Below are 20,496 nucleotides of genomic sequence, written 5' to 3'. Positions count from 1 at the left end.
CGCAATGAAGAGCGAGCAAACCCACGTTTGTCATTCGCGGCGCAAGTCAGTGCCGCTCCTATGGTCCCAGTTCTAGCCCTACAACTCCTGCTCGGTGCGGGCGATGATCTCATCCTGCAGGGCCTTGTCAAGGTTGTTGAAATAGTCGCTGTAGCCGGCCACGCGCACGATGAGATCCGTGTAGTCCTCCGGATGCAGCTGGGCGTCGAGCAGCGTGGCGCGGTCGATCACGTTGAACTGCAAATGGTGACCGTCCATGGCGAAGTAGGTGCGAATCAGCGCGGACATGCCCAGAATGCCTTTCTTGCCAGCTGCCACTGAAGGCGTGAACTTCTGATTGAGTAGCGCGCCGCCGGTTTTGAGCTGATTGAGCTTCGCGGCCGATCGGATCACTGCGGTCGGGCCCCGGCGGTCGGCACCCTTTTCGGGCGAGATACCGTCAGGGAGTGGAATGCCGGCGTGGCGGCCGTTCGGCGAGGCGATCATCGTCTGGCCGAAGTACACGTGGCAGGTCGTGGGCAGGAATTCGACAATCGTCTTGGAGCCCTTCGGCGTGGGCCGCCCGGCTACGATGCTCTGTAGACTGCGGTCCACGCTGCGCAGAATATCGTCCGCATATTCGTCATCGTTGCCGTATTTCGGCGTCTGGTTGAACGCCAGCTCATGCAGCTCGTCGTAGCCGTCGAAGTCGGCCTCGCAGGCGTCAATCACCTGGGACATGGTCGCCGCGCCGCTATCGAACACCTGCTTTTTGAACACCGCCAAGGAGTCGGTGACGGTCGCGATGCCGACGCATTGGATGTAGCTGGTGTTGTAGCGCGCGCCGCCGCAGTTGTAGTCCTTCGCCGAAGCGATGCAGTCGTCGGTGATCACGGACAGCAGCGGGACGGGCATCGTGTCCATGAACAGCCGCTCGATCAGGTTGTTGCCGGCCACCTTGACGTCGACCACATAGCGCAGCTCGCGCTCGAAGGCGTCATAGAGCTGCTGGTAATCGCTGAAGTCGCGCGGGTCGCCCACATCGATGCCGATCTTCTTGCCGCTGTAATGGTCGTATCCGCGCGTCATGACCAGCTCCAGCGCCTTCGGCACGTTGAGATAGCCGGTGAGCACGTAGGCTTCCTTGCCTGCGGTTCCCGTTTCCACACAGCCCGAGGCGATGCCGGATTCGCGGGCGTCTTCCAGCGACTTGCCCATAGTGAGCAGCTCCTGGATGAGGGCCTCGGAATTGTAGAACGCCGGCTGGCCCCAGCCCTTGCGCGAGACCTCGCAGGCCTTGTGCAGGAAGTGCTCGGGGCTTTTGCGCGATATCTGCACGTTGGAGCTGGGCTGCAGCAGCTTCATCTCGTCCATAGTATCGAGAATCAGGTAGCTGACCTCCGATACGCCGCTGGTGCCGTCGGGTCGCAGCGCGCCGGTGTTGATATTGCAGAAATCGGTGTAGGTCGCGGATTCCTTGAGCGTGATGCCGACCTTCGGCGGTGCAGGCTGGTTGTTGAACTTCACCCACAGGCATTCCAGCAGCTCCTGCGCGGCGTCGCGGGTGAGCGAGCCGTTGGCGATTTCGGCCTTGTAGAACGGTTCGAGATGCTGGTCGAGCTTGCCGGGGGAGTAGGAGTCCCAGTTGTTCATCTCGCTGGTGACGCCCACATGCGTGAACCAGTACATCTGCAGCGCCTGGCGGAAAGTGCGCGGCGCGTGGGCGGGGACCACGTCGCACACCGCCGCGATGTCGAGTAGTTCGGCCGCACGTTTCGGGTCGGCGTCGGCGCATTCGGCGGCCGTGCTGCGCGCCAGTTCGGCGTAGCGCTGGCCCAGAATCAGCATGCCTTCGCATACCAGGCGCATGCCTTCGAGTTCGTCGCGTTTGGCGCCGGCCTGCATATCGCTGTTGAAATCGAGCTGGCTTAAGCGCGCGTCGATGTCATCGATGAAGTCCAGATAGCCCTTGCCATAGATCTTGCCGTCGGCCACGGTGTGGCCCGGACCGCGCTGCGCCATGAATTCGGTGAACATGCCGCCGTCGAACAGCAGATGCCACTGCTCGGGCAGCTTCGCGAGCATCTTCGTCATGGTCGCGCGCTCGTACCAGAACGGGATGATGATGTCGCGCTGCGTCTCCCTGTCCTGCTCGGTGACGGAGAACGAAACGTGCTCGCGATTGTTCATATTGTCGAAATCGGTCAGGGTGTGGCAGCACAGCTCGGGGAAAGTCGGCGCGGACTGCGGGCCGACGCCCTTCTCACCGACGATCAGCTCGTCGTCGCCCAAATACAAGGTGCGCCGCTGCATCAGGGTTTTGAAGAACATCCCGCGTAGGACGGGCGCGGGAACCTTGCCCTCGTAGCGCTGGTAGACCTCAGTTTCGATAAGCGCGCGTTCCAGCGAGATCGAGGGATGCGTGGATTCGCTCAGCTGCCGCAATCGTTTGGTGCGCGGGGTCGAGCCGCGCTCGTAGCGGCCGGATTCGCTGGGTTCCATGCTGGATGTTGTGTCGGATGCGGCGCTGGATTCCTTGGGTTTTCTGGTTGCGATGAATGGTGCTGGTGCTGTTTGCGTAGCGGTCATGATTGCCTCGTTTGGTTGGTTTCTATGGTTGCGATGTGGTGCGTGGTGGCGATTGGTTGATGGAAAACGCTGGAACATTATGAAGTGCGGTGGCAGTGGCGATAGCGGTGCTAACGACATACCGGTGATGCTGCGCTGTCGATATTGCACATGTCACGTATGGGAACGAAGCCTCGTACGGTCAGCTGCCACGGTTTTCCAATATAAAGGAAACGTATGCAGAGGTCAGTGAAAGTCAAAAGTCAATAGAAACTTTTGCGACTGACCGAGCGATTGATATGTGCAGGCGGCGAGCAGCGCGCCTGCGCAAAGAAGAGAATCTCAGCGTCTGCTGATGGTCTCCGCGCCGCTTCGGGCACCCGGATGGCCTTTGGAGCGGTTGCGGGCGAATGGTGCTGTGCGCATATGGCTCATCCTCCTATCGTCACGTTGTCATAGAAGCGTTCGATCTGGGTTTTGACGCCCGCGAGCTCATCCTCCTGCGGCACTTCGAAATACTCGACTTCGCGGCCGAGTTTGGCGTATTTGTTCATGCCATAGGTGTGGTAGGGCAGCAGATCGATCTGCTCGATGGCGATGTCGTGGGTGCGCAGCCAGAGCATGGTGCGCTCGATGGTGTCCTCGTCCATGTTGATGCCCGGCAGCATGATCAGCCGCAGGACGATGCGGGCCTGGCGGCGCGAAAGCACTTCGAGATTGCGCAGCACCAGGTGGTTCGAGCCGCCCGTATGCTGCTTGTGCAGCGCATTGCTGATGAATTTGAGATCGTAGAGGAAGAAATCGGCGTCATCGCAGATGTCTTCGATCATGCGCGTGGGGGCCACGCCGCAGGTGTCGATGCCGATGCTGATCTCCCGATCCGCAAGCCTGCGGACGAGTTCGAGAATGAAGCCGCGATCCTGGGAGAGCACTTCGCCGCCCGAAAGCGTGACGCCGCCGCCCGACTGGTCGTAGATCATCTCGTCCGCGGTGACATCCTCGATCAGCTCATCAACGGAATACTCGCGGCCCACCACTTCGCGCACACCGTTCTCGTCCACCATGATTTCGGGCGTGAACAACTGGCTTTCGGGGTTATGGCACCACGCGCAGCGCAGCGGGCAGCCTTTGAAGAAGATCGTCGTGCGGATGCCGGGGCCGTCATGCGTCGAAAAATGCTGGATATTGAAGATATTCGGTATCATGCGGCCCCTCCTTCCTGCGTTTCGATCTTGTCGTTTCGGGGCATATGTCTTAAGAACGCCTTCATTCTAGAATGCGTTCTGTTTGTGCAAGATGATGGTTATGTTTCCGCAGTATTTCGTAAGGGCCGGGGGCGGTCGTCGGGCATGCCAATCCAATATCTCACCGCGACACGCCCGGATTAAGGTGCTCAAGTCGGGCGATAGCTTTTAGGATTGGCGGGTTTTCAACGGTCGAAAATCGCTATAGCCCGACTTGTGTATGGGCTATCGGGCATGTCGCGCGGGGTGGCTGCCCGGCTATGCGGCTATGCGGCGATGGCAGGCCAGATGAGGTCGGCCATGCTGGTACTCTGCAGCGGCAGCGCCTGGCTGGCGATCATCGAGCCGATGATGGTGTTGAAGAGGAATGCGGCGTCCAGTCCGCTTCGCAGCACGCCGGCGCGTTCGCCGCGATGCAGGAAATCGGCGAAACGTCGGCGTTCGGGCAGAATCGCCTGTTCGACGATGCGGCTGAAATAGCGGTTGCGCGTGGAGAGCACCATCCCGACGGCCTCGATGCCGATTTGCGAGCTGAAATGCTGCACGATGCGTTCGAGCATGAGCTGCAGATTCGGGTGTGTGGCGCTGAGCTCCGCCAGCTCCGGGGTGCAGCCGAATTCCAGGGTCTGCACCTGCGCAAGCATGTCCTCGGAGTTGCGATATCGGCGGTAAATCGTGGTTTTGGCCACGCCGCTGCGCTTTGCCACCTCCTCGATGCTGACTGCGCCGATGCCCTGCGTGATGGCGATTTGCAAACATGCCTGCAGTATCTTGCGGTCGGTTTCCGCGCGCATCCTCCTGCCGCGCTTGCCGGCAGTCGGAGCATCGTGGGAAGCGGAGTCCGTGGTCGCGCCGTCTGCTGCATGCGCCGATGTCGATAGCGCTAGCGCCATGCCGGACGTTGCACTTGCTGCCGTATCGGTTGCGCGAATAGCTGCTGTGTCAGCAAACGCCGCGTCGTTGCTGCGTTTCATGGTGTCTCCTTCCTTGATCTTTGAATTCTCGTTCAATACACGCATAACTCACAGCACCTTCGTGCTGGATGTCTGCCGTTCGACCCAGCGATTGAAGCGCACCAGCGGCTTGCGCAGGAGCAGGCCGACAGGCAGCATCGCGGCAGCGTATATCAGCACGATGCCGAGCTGCTGGAACAAATCGTTCATGTAGATGCCCGCGACAGCGGCGCGTGTGGCCTCGATTGCGTGGAAGGCCGGCAGGAAGGGGCTTAAGTTCTGGATGAAGCCGGGCACGACCTGCAGCGGGTATGCGCCGCCGGTGCCGGAGACCTGCATGACGAGCACGATGACGATTATCGCTTTGCCGACGTTGCCGAAGCTCACCAGCACGGTGTAGATGAAGAACATGAACACCAGTGAGCTCGTCCAGCCGCAGAGCATGAACAGCCACGGGTGCGCGGCGTGCACGCGCAGGAACAGCAGGGTTCCGGCGCAGGAGAAGGTGCTTTGCGCCAGTGCGATCAGGGCGAAAATGCCGAAGTGGCCGAGGAAAAGCTGATGCGGCTTGAGCCGCTGTCCCTCCGTTTCGTCTGCTGCGGTGCCGGGGGCGACAGCATGCATGGCTCGGCTGGCATGGCTGGCGTCATATGTGTTATCGCCTGATTTGCCGGTACCATCGCCAGCGTCAGAACCGGCACCGGTACCCCGCGCCTTACCTCGTTTGCCGCCTTTGCCTCCGCGCGCAGCATCCAGCAAAGCCTGCTGCCGCTGGCGCGACACCCCGGTTTTCAGCATCAGTACAGCGAGCAGCGCACCCACCCACAGCGGGATGATGGTGTAGAACGGCGTCATCGCGGTGCCGAAATTCTCCACGGGGAACACGGCCTTGCGTTCCAGCTGCACCGGGGCGGCCAGCGCCGAGGCCAGCGTCGCGGGGTCCTGGCTGAGCAGCCGTCGCACGGCCTGCATATCGCCGCTGGACAAGGCAGCGCTGAGCTTGCCGCTGAACTCGGACAGCGTCTTGCTCGTACCGGTGAGCAGATCGGCCATCGAATCGAGCACCTTCTTGATGCTGGCCATGTCGGCGTCGGCTGACGTGGCGGTGCTGTGCAGCGAGTCGACCGCGCCTTGCAATGCTCCGGAATTCGTATCCAGCGTGGATGCCGCGTCATTCAGGCTTGCGGCGATGCTGGCGATTTGCGGTTTGAGCGTGCCGTCTACATCTGCGTGCACGCCGTCAATGGTTGACGAGGCCTGCGATGACAGCTGCTTGATCCGCGCTCGCTGCCCGGCGACATCAGAGTTTTTGGCATCCACGTCGTTGGCTGCGCCATTGAGCGAATCGCGCAGCGCGGTGAGCCGGTCGATAACGGTCTGCAGACCGTCTGCAACGTGTTCAAGCTGGGCATGGGCTGGCGAAGATTCAGGCGTCGCGTTGGCGAGCTGCTGCACGGCATCGCGCAGCGCGCCATACTGGTCGAGCTGGTGCTGCACGGCTGTGGACTGCCGGCGCAAACCGGCCGACACATCGCCTGCGCTCGCCGAAGCATCAGCAAAGGTCTTGTCGATGGAACCGTTGACCGCGTTAAAGCTGGAGCCGCTGGCCGATAGCGCCCCGGATAGCGTTGCCGCACTTGCTGACAGCGCCGAGTTGATATCGCCGACCGAGCTGCGGGCCTTTTTGAGCTGATTGCCGGCTTTGGAAGCGCTGTCTGCCGTGGCGGCAAGCAATTGGTCGGAGCTGGTGAGCAGCGATCCCGAGGCGTCGAGCATCGCGCGGTAGGCGTGCAGCATGGAGGCTGTGTCGTTCAGCTGGTTGGCAAGATCGGTCACATTGCCGCTGAAATTCCCGAGCCGCTGCTGGGCCTGTGGGGCGTCAAGCTGTTTGACGACGGTTCTGGCGAGGCGCAGCGCCGTGCCGGTTAGCGTCGTGGAGAAGGTCGTATTGACTTCGGCCGCAATCTGGTCGGCGCCTTCCCCGGTGAGCTTCGGCGCGACCGCGTTGAGCTTCTCGTTGGTGACATAGGTGAGCTTAGGATGCTTGGCGCCCGGCGAGAAGAAGGTCAGCATGGTGGCGCTGAAATCCTTCGGGATAATGACCGCCGCATAGTATTTGCCGGATTTCGTGCCGTTGATGGCCTCGTCCTTGCTGGTGAAAGCCCAGTCAAGCTCCGTATTGGCCCGCAGCTCGCTTACGACCTGGTCGCCGACGTTCACGGTTATCGGCAGATTGTCGCTCGAATAGCCCGCGTCGGTGTTCGCGATGGCGACTTTGAGGCTTTTGGTGTTGCCGAAGGGATCCCAACTGGCCGCGATGTTAAACCAGGCGAACAGACCCGGTATCATCACGAGTCCGACGGTGATCACGATGGTCACGACGGTGCTGAGCAGGTGGCGCACGTCGTCGACGAACAGCTTTCCTATCATGGTCATGCCGTGTGCCCCCTTTCTTCGTGGGTCGGGTCGTGGATTGGTTTGGCGGTGTTGGTATCGCGTTTAGCAGGGTGCCCGTCATCATTGCTCGGTGCGGCGTCATGCAGCGCAGGAAGCTGCTGGGTTTGCTCGATATCGCTGGTGTCGCTGCCATTACCGCCGCCGTCAGCCTCGCCAACTCCGTCAGCCTCGTCAGCCGCGCCTGAAATAAGCACTGCAGCCCCGGCGATACCGCTGACAAGACCAGCACCAGCGTCAGCGCCGGCACTTGCACTCGTGTCGTCACCCCGCGCATGCGTCCCGTAGTGCCACCTCGACGCGGCGTATTCGCGCACGATGCCCCGCACGCGCTCGTCGCTGAGCGTGCCCAGCCGCAGCTGGCGTTCGAGGCTGTCGCGCATGAGTTCGATGGCCATGAGGAATTGCACGATGAGCAACAAATAAATGAGCCAAGCGGCCAGCGCGACGAGTTTTGTGCCGGTGGTCAGCGAGAAGGTCACGGCCAGCACCAGCGGAATCACCAGCCCGGCGACCAATGCGCCGTGGCGAAGCCGGGGGTAGAGCTCGGCGAACCGGGCAGCTCTGCGTTCGATCATCGCGCGGTATTCTGTCTTGTCGGCCAGCACGCCGATGGCCTGCGAAAGCCGGTATTCGCGGCCGTGCGACATCACCGGCTCGCTCACGATCATGTCGCTTTGCGCGATTTCCTTCGCCGCAAGCCGGTTGAGCGTGATCAGATGCGGGCGAGCCACCAAACCGAGCAGGAAGGCCGCGACGGCGAACAGCAGCAGGCGGAAGATGTCGGCCGCCCAATGCCCATCGTAGAAGCCGCCGATCGTCTCGCGCTGCGCGTTGACGGCGTGCGTGAAGGGGAGGAAGGGGCTCATGGCCCGGAAAAACCCGGGCAGCAGTTCGATCGGATACATGCCCGAAGAGCCGGGTATCTGCACCATCACCAGCACGATCCACAGCACCTTGCCGATATGCATGAACGAAACCGACAGCGCGTACGCGATGCTCACGTACACCAGCGAGGTGATAAGGCTCGTGACGACGAAGGCGAAGTCATTCACGCTCTGCACGCCGATGATGAGGTTGCCGATTGCCGTCACCAGCCCCTGCATCGCGGCGACGAGCGCCAGCAGCATCCAGCGGCCCCAGTAGCGCTGATTCAGCGTCGGTTTGCGCGCGCCGAGACCTTCGTCGTCGACTTCGAGCTTGATGAGCAGAACGAGCATGAACGCCCCGACCCACAGCGACAAGCTTGTGAACAGCGGGGCCATGCCCGAGCCGTAGGAGTTGACCGGGTAAACGATCTGCGTGTTGAGCAGGGTGGGGGAGAGCATGAACGAGGCGATGGCGCCGGCGTCGAGCTGGCCGTTGGGACCGAGCGCGTTCGCACCGGTCGTGCCATTTGCACCGCCGAGTCCGGCATCACCGAGTACGTCAGCGAGCAGATTCGAGCTGTCGAGGGTTCCGAGGTCGACAATCAGCGTATCGAGCCGTGTCGAAAGGCCGCCCAAGCCGGCGTCCGTATCCGCCAGCGAGGAGTCGGCGGTGGAAATCGCCTGATCGAGCTGATTGAGCACCACATTCGCCTGCGCGATCAGCGCTCCTTGAGTGCTAAGACCCGCTCCCAAATCGTTGGCGGAGCCGGCCAGCGAGGTCAGCGAATTGTTCAGATTCGGCAGCGTGCCGGATACCAAGCTGCCACGCGCCTTGCTGAAGTCGTTCAATGTGGCCTGTGTGGCGGAATTCAGGGCTTTCGAAGAATTCGCAGTGTCGGTGACGGTGTTGCCGGTGTCCGTGTTGAGCTGCGAGAGGCCGTTGATGGAATTGCTCAGCGCCGTGTTCTGCTCCTGCAATTTGGCGATGATACCGTCCGTGCCCTGCACGCCCGAGTCCTGCTGCAGCTGCTTGAGATCAGCAATAAGCTGCGCGTTGCTCGTGTTCAGGGCTGTTGCGGTGTCCAGCGCCGTGGCGACCTTGCCGTTCGCCTGGGTGAGCTGTGCGGCAAGCGAGGAAACCGTGAGATTGGTCTGCCCGCTGGCCTGTGCGAGTAGCGACGAACCCTGATCGAGGCTTGTGGAGGATGAAGCGAGCAATCCGCCGACCGTGTTTTGCGTCTCGCCAATCAGTTTCGACGCGTTCTGCAGGCTGGACCCGGCCTGCTTTCCTGCCGAATCGGCCGATTGCAGTGCGGCGCGCGCGCTTTGGGTCTGCTGCGGGGTTGCGGCGAGCGTGGCGCGCAGATGAGCGATGACGGCTCTGATGTCGGTTATATCCTGCTTGGCAGTGCGCAAATCGTGCAGCGTCTGATTCGTGGTGCTGTCGGTCTGCGCGTTGATAGCGCCGGCCGCATTGTTCGTCGCCGAGGTTATGGCCTTGCTGACCGCTGATACGAAGGCATCATTGACCTGCCGGTCGACGGTATTCGCGCCGGTGTCGGTGATTTTCGTCGCGATGCCGTTCTTTTTCTCGTTGACGTAGTATTCGAGCGTTGGGCGCGATGATGTCCCCGTCGTTGACTTTGAATTTGTTGCAGGCTGTGATTTCGACCCTGTGGTTGTTGACGGCTTAGTGGCCGCCCCTGTCGTGATGCCGCTGATCTGCCTGCTGAAATCCTTCGGGATGATGATCGCCGCGTAGCTATCGCCCGAATAGACCTGGCGCATGGCCTCGGGCTGGCTCACGAAGCGCCACCCGAGCGTGTTGTCGGTTTTGAGCTGGCTGACGATCTGATCGCCAAGCTCGATGCGCCCCATCACCTCGTTGTCTGCGCCCTGGTCCTCGTTCGCCACCGCCACATGGATGCCGTGCGTGTTGCCATACGGATTCCAGAACCCGATGATGTTGAACCAGGCGTACAGCGGCGGCAGGAATATGAGCCCAAACAGGATCACCCACGCCGCAGGCACGCGCAGCAGCCGCATCAAGTCGCGGCGGAAAATGGCGAAGACGTTGCTCATGCTGGGTGCGTGGTCCTTTCGGGGATGTGGGATGTTGGTTGTCTGGCTAATTTGGGGTGTCTATATGTCTGGCTGTGTCATTCTATAACGACACGGATATCGTAGCGCTACGAATCTAGTAGCGTAATAAAACTTTGCGACAACTTACGCCAAGGATGACGCTGTCGGCTCAATAAGAGGCGGGTGCAATAGCCGAAGTCGTGAATCGTTCGGCTGCGGCGCATGTATCTCGCTTGTGTGAGGCGTTATTGGGGTGCTGCGGAGGTCTATCTGCGTTATGTGAGGCGCTAATCTTGCGGCACCCCAAGCAGCACCGCCTGAAAATGGCTGTTTCTGGCCGTCGATACCCGACTCTCCGAGAAATAGCGCCTCACATAACGCAGATAGACCTCCGCAAGGTCAAGTTAACGCCTCACATAACGAAGATAGGTTCGTGCGAGAGGAATCGCGCCTTGCAAGAACGATTCGTGGGGCTGATAGCGCGGCCGTGTTCGCTGAGGGCCTGAGCGATTGCGGGGCAGCCCGCGTCGGTATATTCTAGGTCTGTAAATATACCCCCATAGGGTATAATAAGGAATGTGAAAATGCAGGGCGCGACGCGCTGAAATGGTTCGCTGGGCGTATCTGCACTTAGCGATGCGGGAATGCGAATGTGCGCAGGCGGCTGCATGGTGGGTTGCCTATGTGATGCCGTGCCTGTGCGAAGGAAGGTAGAGGAGGAGTGATGACACCGATGATGGGAACGATTGCGGTGGTGGCTGTGGCGGTGCTGCTCACCGTGGCGATTGTGTGGCTGTTGCTGCTGCCGCGCAAGGATGCGCCGGCGACGCAAGCTGGGGTAGGCGATGGCGGCGTACAACAGATTAGTGTGGTGGTCAAAGGCGGCTATTCGCCTTCGACGATTGCCGTGCGGGCGGGGACTCCGGTGCGGCTGATGTTCGACCGGCGCGAAAGCGGCGAATGCTCTTCGCATGTGGTCTTCTCGGATTTCGGCATCGACAGGACGCTGCCGGCCTTTGAAACGACGCCGGTCGAGTTCACGCCCGAGCATCCGGGCGAGTACGAGTTCGCCTGCGGTATGAATATGCTGCACGGCAAGCTCATCGTGTGCGATACGAATGAGTCTGATAGCGAGTCTGCGGCGGGGAATGCGAGCGGCGAAAAGAGTACTGCTGACGAAATGCGCGAAGCTGACGTAAGCGATGCCACAGGTGAAACTGAAACGTGGACTCTTGTTCCGGGCGACTGCCATGTGTCACGTGCTCCTCAGGCGCAAGGCAAAGCACAGCTGAGTCATGTTTCAGCTGGCTCACCCGACTCACTCGATACGCCCAGTGCGGTCAGCGCAGTCGATTCACCCCGTTCCGCTGCCTCACCTGACGAGCAGGAACGTTCCGACGCCGCGCGGCGCACGGAGATACGCGATTTATGGCGCAGGCTGATTGTCGCCGTCGTGCTGACGCTGCCGGTGTTCGTCGCCACGATGTTCATGGTGTTCCATATGAGTCCGTGGATCCAACTCGTGCTCATCACTCCGGTGATGTTCTACTCCGGCTGGCCCATCCACCGCATCGGCTGGACCTCACTGCTCCACCGCTCGCCCGAAATGAACTCATTGGTGGCGCTCGGTACTGCAGCCTCCTATCTGTTCAGCGTGGTCGTGACCGTTGCGCCGCAATTACTGCCAGTAAGTTCGCGCGAGCCGTATTTCGAGGCGGTCGGCACGATTATCGCGCTGATGCTCGTCGGTCAGTTGCTTGAGGCCAAGGCTCGGCTGGGCACGGGTGAGGCGATTCGTGGGCTGATCGGGCTGAAACCCAAGACCGCGCGGATTGTGGATAGAGGCGTGCTCGAAGCGGCGCAATCCGGGCAATCGGTGCAATCCGCCATCGAATCCACGCAAACGCAGGACATCTCCGTCGATGACGTGCGCGTGGGCGATATCGTCGTCATCCGGCCGGGCGAGAAGCTGCCGGTCGACGGCGTCGTGGTCACGGGGGAGTCCGCCATCGACGAATCGATGGTGACCGGCGAGCCGCTGCCCGCGCGCAAAACGGTCGGCGACGCCGTGACCGGCGCGACGGTTAACGGCTCGGGAGCCTTGCGATTCCGGGCGACCAAGGTCGGCGCGGACACGATGCTCTCGCAGATCATCGAACTGGTGCGCCGGGCGCAAACCTCCAAGGCGCCAATCCAGCGCATGGCCGATCGCATCGCGAGATACTTCGTGCCGGCGGTCTTCCTCATCGCCATCTGGACCTTCGTGGCCTGGTGGGCGTTCGGCCCGGCTCCGCAAGGGGTCCATGCCTTGGTCGCCGCAGTGTCGGTGCTGGTCATCGCCTGCCCCTGTGCGCTCGGCATCGCCACACCGCTTTCGGTGACCATCGGCACCGGCAAGGCCGCGCAGAACGGCGTCCTGATTCGTTCGGCGCAGGCACTTGAGACCATGCACAAGATCGACATGATCATCCTCGACAAGACCGGAACCATCACGGCCGGCCAGCCAAGTCTGACCGATATGCAGGTGATTTCGGGGGCTGACGAAAAGGATGAAGCAGATGAAGCGGATAGCGATTCGCGCAACCGGCTTCTCACCTTGGCCGCCAGCGCCGAACAATCGTCGGAACATCCGCTCGCTCAGGCCATCGTGCACGGCGCTCGCGATCATCAGCTGACACTGCTGCACGCCGAATCCTTCTCATCGGATGCGGGCGGCGGCGTTTCGGCGCGTATTGACAATCGTGACATCATGGTCGGGAACGCCGACTATCTGCGGCATGCGAATGTCGACAATGTAACTGCTGCCGAGCAGGCTGCCACTCGTTTCGCCGCTTCAGGCGCGACGCCGGTGCTATTGGCGGTCGATGGCCGACTCACCGCGGTGCTGGCCGTTGCTGATGCGATCAAGCCAGGTTCTGCTGGGGCTATAACGGCTTTGCAGCAGCGCGGGCTTGACGTGGTGATGGTGACCGGCGACAACGATATCACCGCGCGGGCCGTCGCCCGTCAGATCGGTATTGAGCAGGTCGAGTCTGGCGTGAAGCCGCAGGATAAAGGTGGCGTCGTGACCAGGCTCAAGGCGCAGGGGCACAAGGTCGCGATGGTCGGCGACGGCATCAACGACGCGCCTGCGCTTGCCGCAGCGGACGTGGGCATCGCCATCGGTACCGGCACTGATATCGCCATCGAGTCCTCGGATATCACGCTGATCTCCGGCGAGCTGAGCGGACTCGTGACTGCCTACGACCTGTCGAAGGCCACGATGCGCAACATCGTGCAGAACCTCTGGTTCGCCTTCGGCTACAACGGCTTGGGTATCCCGGTCGCCGCCGGCGTGCTGTACCCGTTCACCGGGCTGCTGCTCAACCCGATGATCGCCGGAGCTGCCATGGCCTTCTCCTCGCTCTCGGTCGTCATCAACGCCAACCGCCTGCGCGGATTCCGTCCGGTCAAAATCGAACAACAGCATGCAGCTTCGGGTGCTGACTCGAACGTAGCTTCGGGCATATCTTCGGGCGAAAAGTCGGAGCATCATTCCGCCACTGGAACGGATTCCCGTGAGATGCATCATCATATGAATCATATGGATACGGACCATATGCATCATGATGACGACTGCTGCCACGCCGCCTCGACCAGCTCCGCTGGTTCGCCCGCTGCCGACCACCGCCACGGCACCATGACCATGGATAACAAGCATTGCGCATGCTGCGGCCCGGATGATGCCGATTCGGCACCTGCAACTCAGAAGTCCCAGATGTCGCCGACGATGGAACAGCCCCAAACGGCCCAATCACCTGAGCTGTCCGAAGTCCAGCCGCCCGTTGGCTCCGAGACCCAAATCGAGGCGCCAGCAAAGGTCACCGACCCGGTCTGCGGTATGACCATCGACCCCGCCGACGCCTCCGACACACGCGACTACAACGGCACGACCTACTACTTCTGCAACCCAGGTTGCGCCGCCAGCTTCGATAAGGATCCGGCCAGTTTCGTCAAGTGAAGATGGACTGATTCATATGAATGCGCGGGATTGACACTAAGGTGTCAGTCTCGCGCTTTTCATGTCTCGGACGGTACTATTGGCATGAGTTGAGTGGTACAAAGCGGTCTAGGCCCGTATCGGAGGTAGGCAAAGCGTATGGAACACGATATGCATGATAGTCACGCAGATCAGCCGGAGCGCAATGTATCCGTATCGGATGGCGCTGAGGCGAAGCTGGGGAACCTATCCGCTCGCCCAACGCCGATGCCATCTCCTGCCGAGTCCTCCGCTGTCCGTGTGCCATCGAATCCGACGCTGGCGAAGATGGCGCGATTGACTTGTGATGTGGCGTACAAAACCGGTGCCGATCATTTGGTGATGGATATCATTGCGCCGCAGTCGTTTGGCGATGACGACGCGCGGCGATACCCGGCCGTGGTGTTCGTGCAAGGCAGCGCGTGGACCACGCCAGACCGCGACACGGAGATTGCGCAGCTTTCCCAGCTGGCTCGCGAGGGATATGTGGTCGCTACAGTGAACCATCGCGACGCGTCTCGCAACCCGGAGTATGTGTTCCCGGCATATCTCGAAGACGCGAAGTCGGCGGTGCGCTTCCTGCGCGCCCATGCCGACGAGTGGCAGGTTGATGCCGACCGTATCGGTATCTGGGGCACATCTTCGGGTGGCAACACCGCGCTGCTCATCGGGCTGACCGCCGACGATCCGCGCTACGAGGATGGCACGAATCCCGGCGTGAGCGATGCGGTCAACTACGTGGTCGCCTGCTTCCCTCCCACTGATCTGACCGAGGCGGTTGAAGCGTTCGGGCAGGAAAATGAGGCTTTTCGGCTGTACTACGCAGGCCCGCTCGCAGCCGTGCTCGGTGCCACGCCGCAGACGGGAATCACCGATGAGGTGCGCCGGCGCGCAGCGGATATGAGTCCCTATTTGCAGGTGGAACCGGGGCGGCGCTACCCGCCTATGCTGTTGCTGCATGGCACCGGCGACCGCGTGGTGCCGTACCAGCAGTCGGTCAAGATGTGCGACAGGCTGATTGAGAACGGCAATGCCGCGCATCTCGTGCTGGTCGATGGAGCCGACCACGAGCACGACTTTTGGAGCCAGCGCGTGCTCGACATCATCAGCGAGTTCATAGCAGAGCACAGCAATGCGCCGAAGTAGCGCAGGGTCTTCGTTGACATCGATAGCTGTGTAAAAGGCGGACGTTCGTTTGCGACTTGCGGGAGGCTACTCGGCGAGATGAAGTGCTAGCGGGCAATATGCAGTAGGGTGGTCGGCATGTGGAAATTCTGGAAAAGAGCGAAACCGCACAACGTCGTAGAGCCGACTACTCCCGCTGAACTGTTTGTGCAGCAGTTTCAGCGCGAGTACGAGGCGCAGTGGCAGATTGCCAGTCCGGCGTTCGAGGAAAAGAGAACGACCCGAAACGATTCCGATCCTTTCGAATTGTGGCGCGATTTGATGGGGCAGACGACGCAACGATATTTCGCCGATTCGTCGCAAAACCTCAGCGGAAGCTTCTCTACTCCGCCAGACTATGGGACGCAGGTCGAGCGATTTGTCCGGTCAGAAGAGCAAGGCGATGCTGCTTACGTGCTTAATCGGGTGGAGGGGCCGCTTGAGAAATTCCATGAGTATGTCTTGCAAAGGCGCAATGACGGATTCAAGATTCTTAACATTTTCACCTATTACGATGACCCGGTTCAGCCTTTCGTGGATGGTATGACCATCGCGGAGCGTGTTCGCGGCTGTTCGCCGGATGCGCCTCTCGGGCCGCTTGCTGAAAGCGACGCAGCGCTCGATGAGAATCGCACCTTCACGAATCATGAAGTGCGCTATGGGAGTGGGGAGACGGCGCAGACGCGAGTTGAGTCGATAGGGACGCTTGTCACGAGCAGTGGCATGCTTACGGTGTGGGATTTCGGGTGGGACAATGATGATGCGCGACCTCTTGCACGTATGGTCGAACCGGGAACGTATCCAATCGATCGGGTGACCGTGGCCAAGCGCAATGCGGCCGTGAGGGTGCGATTGAGCGAGGAAATCCCAGTCTCGTGGCACCCAGCCGCGCTAGTGAATGATCCAGGCGAGGTCGTCCCTGTGGATGCCGGGTGCATATGTATCGTAGATTATCCAGCCTATGCCGCTATGACTCCGCGTGACAAGGCGATAGCAGAGGAATCGATCAATAAGGTGCCAAGACCGGCAGCCATCCAATTCTCGCCTGGGGCGTCGGACACTGGTTTCGCCTGTGATTCTGGGAACGGCGACGGCTATTATCCGGCGTATTGGGGACTCGACGCGCATGGAAATCTTGCGCAGCTTGTCGTCGATTTTATTATGCTTCCCGCAGAAGAAGATGGCCCGGCTTTGTGACGGGAGAGGCCGCAGCTTCGCCTACTACATATGAATGCTGCCTTCCAAGCGGCTACAGATTCCGCATGAAGCAGACGCTGAAGGTGTCGCCGACGTATTCGCCGTATGCCTCGCACTGGGTCCACCCGGTCGCGGTGTACAGCTCGATTGCCTCAGGTTGACGGTTTCCGGTCTGCAGTCGCAAACGCGTGAATCCTTTGCTGCGGGCCAGTTCTTCCATTCGCTTCATCATGGCTCGGGCGTACCCGTGACCCCGGAATTGAGGCTGCGTGAAGATGCGCTTGATTTCTCCGAGGCCATTTTCTTCGGTGGATTGGAGCGCGCCGCATGCGCATGCATGCCCGTTGTCCGCCAGCGCGACACAATATGTGGCGCCCGGCGTCACCTCCGGGAACTCTTCAAAACCATAGCGCCGAGCCAGTTCCTCCACTGCGTCGCGCAGCAGTTGGTTGAGTTCGGGGTCTGTGAGGGTGCGCTCTTCGATAGGGTGATTGCCCATTCGCTCGATGATACCCCACGCGGTTCGAGCGCCTTCGAGGCGCTGCTCAGATCAGCGCAGCGCCCCACTGCTCGGCGCGCGTAAGTTCGCCGTCAGCAATCGGGCCCTGCGTGCCACTGACAAGGAAATCCTCGCATGCGACGACATCAGCCGAATGACGGCGCATTTTCTTGGCTATCGCGCGCGCCGCCGATCCCGTGAAGCGTCCTCCCGTAACGGTGGCGAATGCGGCGACGCGGCGGCCTTGCAATTTCGCCAGCGCGTCAAGCCATTCCGATACGCCTGATTCCTCGGCGTGGCCGCCTTTGGCGTTGGCCTGACGCCTGGTCGCAGGCTTTGGCAGACCGAGGCTATGCGTTGGCGCTCCGATGATAAGGAGTTCAATATCGTCGATTTTCGGTGATTGGTTTGCCTGCACGACAGCAGCTTCGATGTCGCGAGAGCGCAGGCCTGCGACAATGGCTTGGGCAATCTGCTCGGTATTGCCGAAGCACGATTCGATGACGATAAGAGCTTTCATGATTCCTCGTTTCAATTCAATCAGTATTTTCAATAAGTAGTGTGAATTTGGTACTTCAATGTCCAATTACAAAGTGTAGCATGTTTGTAGACGTATAGCCAAAGGCGATTATCGGGAGGCAGACGAATGGAAACCGGGCAGCGACGCGAACGCGCCAGAATCGGCAATCGGCGGCCTCGTATGAGCGAGGCACAGACGCGGGAAGCCGCACTGCGCACGACCGTTGCCGAAATTCGCGAGAATGGCCTGCCGCTTGGGTTGGAGCATCTGAGCATGGAGGATGTCATCCGCGAGGCGGAGATTTCCCGCACTGCCTTCTATCGGCTCTGGCCGCAGAAAGACCAGTTCATCGGCGATCTTATCGTGGAGCTGGCCAAAGAAGCGCTTCCGACGCAAAACACCCAAGGTGCCGAGGCGACCAGTCAACTCAAGGAATCATTGCTGCCACGGATAGGGGAGCTGCGAGATGCCGACGCCCGCTGGCAGCTCATCATCAGCCTCGTCGTATCCGCCACGACTCCGGACTTTGAGCACACGGCGGCGCTGGCGGGGCAGTGGCGCACTTATTTCGCGCTGACCAGCCTGACGATGAGCCTGCCCGACAGCGATGTGAAGGAAATCGCCCAGCAGGAAATCGGCAATGCCGAAAAACGCTACCGGGAGCGGCTTGTCGCGAATTATGCGTTGCTGATGAATATGTTCGGCATTCGGTTGCGCGGGCAGCTCGATATGACGCTGGATGACGTCGCCGACCTGCTCATCGCCCTGATACGCGGTCTGGTGCTGCGCAATCGTGCGGACAGCCCCTCGCGCAGCAGCAGTCTTGCTTCGCGCGGTGCCGCGGCGATTGTCGCCTACTGCTTCGAAAACGACCCGACGGTCTTGTGGGATGATAGTCGCATTGACTCGATCAGGGCGACGTTGAACGGCACGGCGGACTTGTTCTGATTTTTTTTGATGGTCTGATTCGCTGATTCGGCTGTTACTTGTTGGCGACTGGCATTCAACGACTGATTGCGGGCCAGCGCCATACTCGCACAAGCATCACGAGCGAGACGATTGACAGTACTAGGAAGAACCCTCGTATCGACGTAGCTGAACCGTGCCAAGGGTACGCGGCGAGGAGCAGGGGCAGCACAAGCCATCCGCCCCACGTTGCGAGATTCAGCCGCCAACGCAGCGTTCCTTGCTGCTTCGCGTCGCGGTTTTTCCGCAGTGCGGCCCATATTGCCGCTATGAGCGCTACGAGAAACACAATTCCCATAGCAATGACGAACAGCCAAACCACGGGGCTTGCATCCCAGACGTGAGGATCCGAAAAGTCGATGTGCATAATGTCATCCTTCACTTTGATATTGGTACTTCAATGTTCAAGTACCAAGTGTAGCATGATAAAGCTAATAGCGCGTCAGGAATTTAGGCGAAATGCGCAAAGCAAAGGCCGTCGCTTTGCGGCGTATCCGCCGCCGATCTTTGAGCGCACGAGACTGTGCGCTCGGGAACGATTGCCGTTTACTGTCTTGCGTGATGCCATGAGGACTCAATGCTAATCGAGCTGTATAGCCTGCCTCGTCCGCTGCTCGCGGACTACACCCGGTCCTGCTTCCACAAAACCTGCCCGCTGGGATCAGCTATGGTCGCTGAAGGCACTGTGGTGAGGTCGATGTCGACATCGAGATAGGCGTTCGTGTCGGCTGCCGTGCTGCGGTAGCGATAGCGCTTGTTGTCGAGGTGCAGCTTGGTGGTGGTGGCGGTCGTGAGCCAGGGATTGCGGCGGCGCAGACCGATGAGATCCTGATGAGCGCGGTAGATGGTTTGCGCCTGAGCTGGCAGTTCGCCTGGTGTTTCAAGGAATTCTGGGCGCACGGCGTCATCGCCGCCGAGGCGCTGCTCCTTGATCCCGGTGAGGCCCTGCTCGTCGCCATAATATATCGACGGTATGCCGCCGAGCGTGAGCAGGATGGCCAGCGCGGTTACTGCGCCGTCGGGGCCGAGGGTGCTGGCGATGCGGGTCACGTCGTGGTTGCCGATGAAGGTATTCGGCGTGAACGAGGCAAGAAACTCGTTGTGGCGGGTCAGCGTCCAGTCGAGCTCGAAGAGGTTCTTGTCCTTGATGGACGACCAGATCGCCTTCCAGAGTTCGTATTGGGTGACCGAATCGACGCCGGATTCGGCGACGAATCGACTGTAGTCTCCGTGAATCATTTCGCCAAGGAACCACGCATCGGGGTATTGCCGCCGAACTTCGGGAATGACGCGCGCCCAGAAGTCGGTGCTGACGGAGTAGGCTGCGTCGAGCCGCCATCCGTCGATGCCTCGCGCCAGCCAATGATTCATCACCTGTGTTGTGTATTCCGCGGCCTGCTCGGAGGCGTGATTGAGCCGCACGAGCGATGAGTGCCCCTCGAAAACCCGAGGAACAGCCCCGCCCGGCGCATTCCAATCGATATCGAACAAGCCGGCCTTCGGGCCGTTCGGTCCTTCGGCCAAGGCTTGGAGCACGTCGGGATGTTGCGCGCCGACATGGCTGAACACCCCGTCGAGCAGTATGCGCAGGCCGCGTTCCTTGCAGGCGGCAACGAAGGCGTCGAAGTCCGCGTCGTTTCCCAGCCTGGGGTCGATGCGGAATTGGTCCAGCGAATCGTAGCCGTGCGACTGCGAGGCGAAAATCGGCCCTAGCAGCAGCCCCGAAGCCCCGAGCTTCACCGCATAATCCAGCCAGTTAGTGAGCCTGCGCAAGCGCGGAACGGGCGTCATATCCGCGTCGCGTATCGGCGCTCCGCAGAATCCCGGCGGGTAGACGTGCCACCAGATTGCGTGCTCGGTCCACTTTGGAGTTTGCGATTTCCTCGCGGCCAGCGATGCTGTTTCACTCATTTGGCATCCTCCCGATCACCAGTCGTCCTATTACTGAACTGTGTTTACTAACAATTAGTGACTGTAGTTCAC

At 60.6% G+C, this 20,496-nt stretch carries 12 protein-coding genes; 4 read left to right on the top strand and 8 right to left on the bottom strand.

Annotated elements, in window-relative coordinates:
• Nucleotides 1–78 precede the first annotated feature (78 nt).
• The 5 genes from hypD to DDF78_RS10110 all read right to left on the bottom strand — a co-directional run bounded on the left by hypD (nucleotide 79) and on the right by DDF78_RS10110 (nucleotide 10,149).
• Nucleotides 79–2,568, bottom strand: coding sequence for a trans-4-hydroxy-L-proline dehydratase (gene hypD, locus DDF78_RS10130; RefSeq protein ID WP_202613269.1), 2,490 nt, complete (start codon nucleotides 2,566–2,568; stop codon nucleotides 79–81).
• A gap of 410 nt (nucleotides 2,569–2,978) precedes the next feature.
• Complete coding sequence (locus tag DDF78_RS10125; protein ID WP_202613268.1) at nucleotides 2,979–3,752, bottom strand: radical SAM protein; 774 nt, start codon at nucleotides 3,750–3,752, stop codon at nucleotides 2,979–2,981.
• 305 nt (nucleotides 3,753–4,057) lie between these two features.
• On the bottom strand, nucleotides 4,058–4,765 hold the full coding sequence (locus DDF78_RS10120) for a TetR/AcrR family transcriptional regulator (protein ID WP_162000810.1): 708 nt from the start codon (nucleotides 4,763–4,765) through the stop codon (nucleotides 4,058–4,060).
• A gap of 48 nt (nucleotides 4,766–4,813) precedes the next feature.
• A complete protein-coding gene (locus tag DDF78_RS10115) occupies nucleotides 4,814–7,180 on the bottom strand; it encodes a YhgE/Pip domain-containing protein (protein WP_152581606.1) in 2,367 nt (788 codons plus the stop codon).
• On the bottom strand, nucleotides 7,177–10,149 hold the full coding sequence (locus tag DDF78_RS10110; RefSeq protein WP_152581605.1) for a YhgE/Pip domain-containing protein: 2,973 nt from the start codon (nucleotides 10,147–10,149) through the stop codon (nucleotides 7,177–7,179). Before DDF78_RS10110 ends, DDF78_RS10115 begins: the two co-directional genes overlap by 4 nt.
• A 724-nt stretch (nucleotides 10,150–10,873) precedes the next feature.
• Here DDF78_RS10110 and DDF78_RS10105 point away from each other — a divergent pair.
• The 3 genes from DDF78_RS10105 (at nucleotide 10,874) to DDF78_RS10095 (ending at nucleotide 16,528) form a co-directional block, all read left to right on the top strand.
• Nucleotides 10,874–14,149, top strand: a complete 3,276-nt coding sequence (locus tag DDF78_RS10105; protein ID WP_152581604.1) for a heavy metal translocating P-type ATPase — start codon at nucleotides 10,874–10,876, stop codon at nucleotides 14,147–14,149.
• Nucleotides 14,150–14,395: 246 nt separating this feature from the next.
• The gene (locus DDF78_RS10100) at nucleotides 14,396–15,313 is read left to right on the top strand and encodes an alpha/beta hydrolase (RefSeq protein ID WP_152581631.1); all 918 of its coding nucleotides are present in this window, start codon (nucleotides 14,396–14,398) and stop codon (nucleotides 15,311–15,313) included.
• Between the two features lie 117 nt (nucleotides 15,314–15,430).
• Complete coding sequence (locus tag DDF78_RS10095) at nucleotides 15,431–16,528, top strand: DUF4241 domain-containing protein (RefSeq protein WP_152581603.1); 1,098 nt, start codon at nucleotides 15,431–15,433, stop codon at nucleotides 16,526–16,528.
• Between the two features lie 52 nt (nucleotides 16,529–16,580).
• On the opposite strand, the gene DDF78_RS10090 is transcribed toward DDF78_RS10095, so the two are convergent.
• Together DDF78_RS10090 and DDF78_RS10085 are read right to left on the bottom strand one after the other, a co-directional pair.
• On the bottom strand, nucleotides 16,581–17,027 hold the full coding sequence (locus DDF78_RS10090) for a GNAT family N-acetyltransferase (protein ID WP_152581602.1): 447 nt from the start codon (nucleotides 17,025–17,027) through the stop codon (nucleotides 16,581–16,583).
• Nucleotides 17,028–17,073: 46 nt separating this feature from the next.
• Nucleotides 17,074–17,547, bottom strand: coding sequence for a flavodoxin family protein (locus DDF78_RS10085; RefSeq protein WP_152581601.1), 474 nt, complete (start codon nucleotides 17,545–17,547; stop codon nucleotides 17,074–17,076).
• A gap of 126 nt (nucleotides 17,548–17,673) precedes the next feature.
• Between DDF78_RS10085 and DDF78_RS10080 the strand changes: the two genes are divergently transcribed.
• Nucleotides 17,674–18,495: a TetR/AcrR family transcriptional regulator gene (locus DDF78_RS10080; RefSeq protein WP_152581600.1), complete on the top strand. Its 822-nt coding sequence runs from the start codon at nucleotides 17,674–17,676 to the stop codon at nucleotides 18,493–18,495.
• Nucleotides 18,496–19,134: 639 nt separating this feature from the next.
• On the opposite strand, the gene DDF78_RS10075 is transcribed toward DDF78_RS10080, so the two are convergent.
• Nucleotides 19,135–20,424: an alpha-amylase family protein gene (locus DDF78_RS10075; protein ID WP_152581599.1), complete on the bottom strand. Its 1,290-nt coding sequence runs from the start codon at nucleotides 20,422–20,424 to the stop codon at nucleotides 19,135–19,137.
• Nucleotides 20,425–20,496: the final 72 nt, after the last annotated feature.

This window comes from Bifidobacterium tibiigranuli (assembly GCF_009371885.1).
Lineage (GTDB): Bacteria > Actinomycetota > Actinomycetes > Actinomycetales > Bifidobacteriaceae > Bifidobacterium > Bifidobacterium tibiigranuli.
Note: the sequence above shows the minus strand (reverse complement) of the source record. Positions and strands in the feature narration are given on the sequence as shown.

What these genes read in the sequence shown, in the direction of transcription:
- hypD (WP_202613269.1), bottom strand. Translation starts at nt 2,568, where the DNA reads ATGACCGCTACGCAAACAGCACCAGCACCATTCATCGCAACCAGAAAA.
- DDF78_RS10125 (WP_202613268.1), bottom strand. Translation starts at nt 3,752, where the DNA reads ATGATACCGAATATCTTCAATATCCAGCATTTTTCGACGCATGACGGC.
- DDF78_RS10120 (WP_162000810.1), bottom strand. Translation starts at nt 4,765, where the DNA reads ATGAAACGCAGCAACGACGCGGCGTTTGCTGACACAGCAGCTATTCGC.
- DDF78_RS10115 (WP_152581606.1), bottom strand. Translation starts at nt 7,180, where the DNA reads ATGACCATGATAGGAAAGCTGTTCGTCGACGACGTGCGCCACCTGCTC.
- DDF78_RS10110 (WP_152581605.1), bottom strand. Translation starts at nt 10,149, where the DNA reads ATGAGCAACGTCTTCGCCATTTTCCGCCGCGACTTGATGCGGCTGCTG.
- DDF78_RS10105 (WP_152581604.1), top strand. Translation starts at nt 10,874, where the DNA reads ATGACACCGATGATGGGAACGATTGCGGTGGTGGCTGTGGCGGTGCTG.
- DDF78_RS10100 (WP_152581631.1), top strand. Translation starts at nt 14,396, where the DNA reads ATGCCATCTCCTGCCGAGTCCTCCGCTGTCCGTGTGCCATCGAATCCG.
- DDF78_RS10095 (WP_152581603.1), top strand. Translation starts at nt 15,431, where the DNA reads ATGTGGAAATTCTGGAAAAGAGCGAAACCGCACAACGTCGTAGAGCCG.
- DDF78_RS10090 (WP_152581602.1), bottom strand. Translation starts at nt 17,027, where the DNA reads ATGGGCAATCACCCTATCGAAGAGCGCACCCTCACAGACCCCGAACTC.
- DDF78_RS10085 (WP_152581601.1), bottom strand. Translation starts at nt 17,547, where the DNA reads ATGAAAGCTCTTATCGTCATCGAATCGTGCTTCGGCAATACCGAGCAG.
- DDF78_RS10080 (WP_152581600.1), top strand. Translation starts at nt 17,674, where the DNA reads ATGGAAACCGGGCAGCGACGCGAACGCGCCAGAATCGGCAATCGGCGG.
- DDF78_RS10075 (WP_152581599.1), bottom strand. Translation starts at nt 20,424, where the DNA reads ATGAGTGAAACAGCATCGCTGGCCGCGAGGAAATCGCAAACTCCAAAG.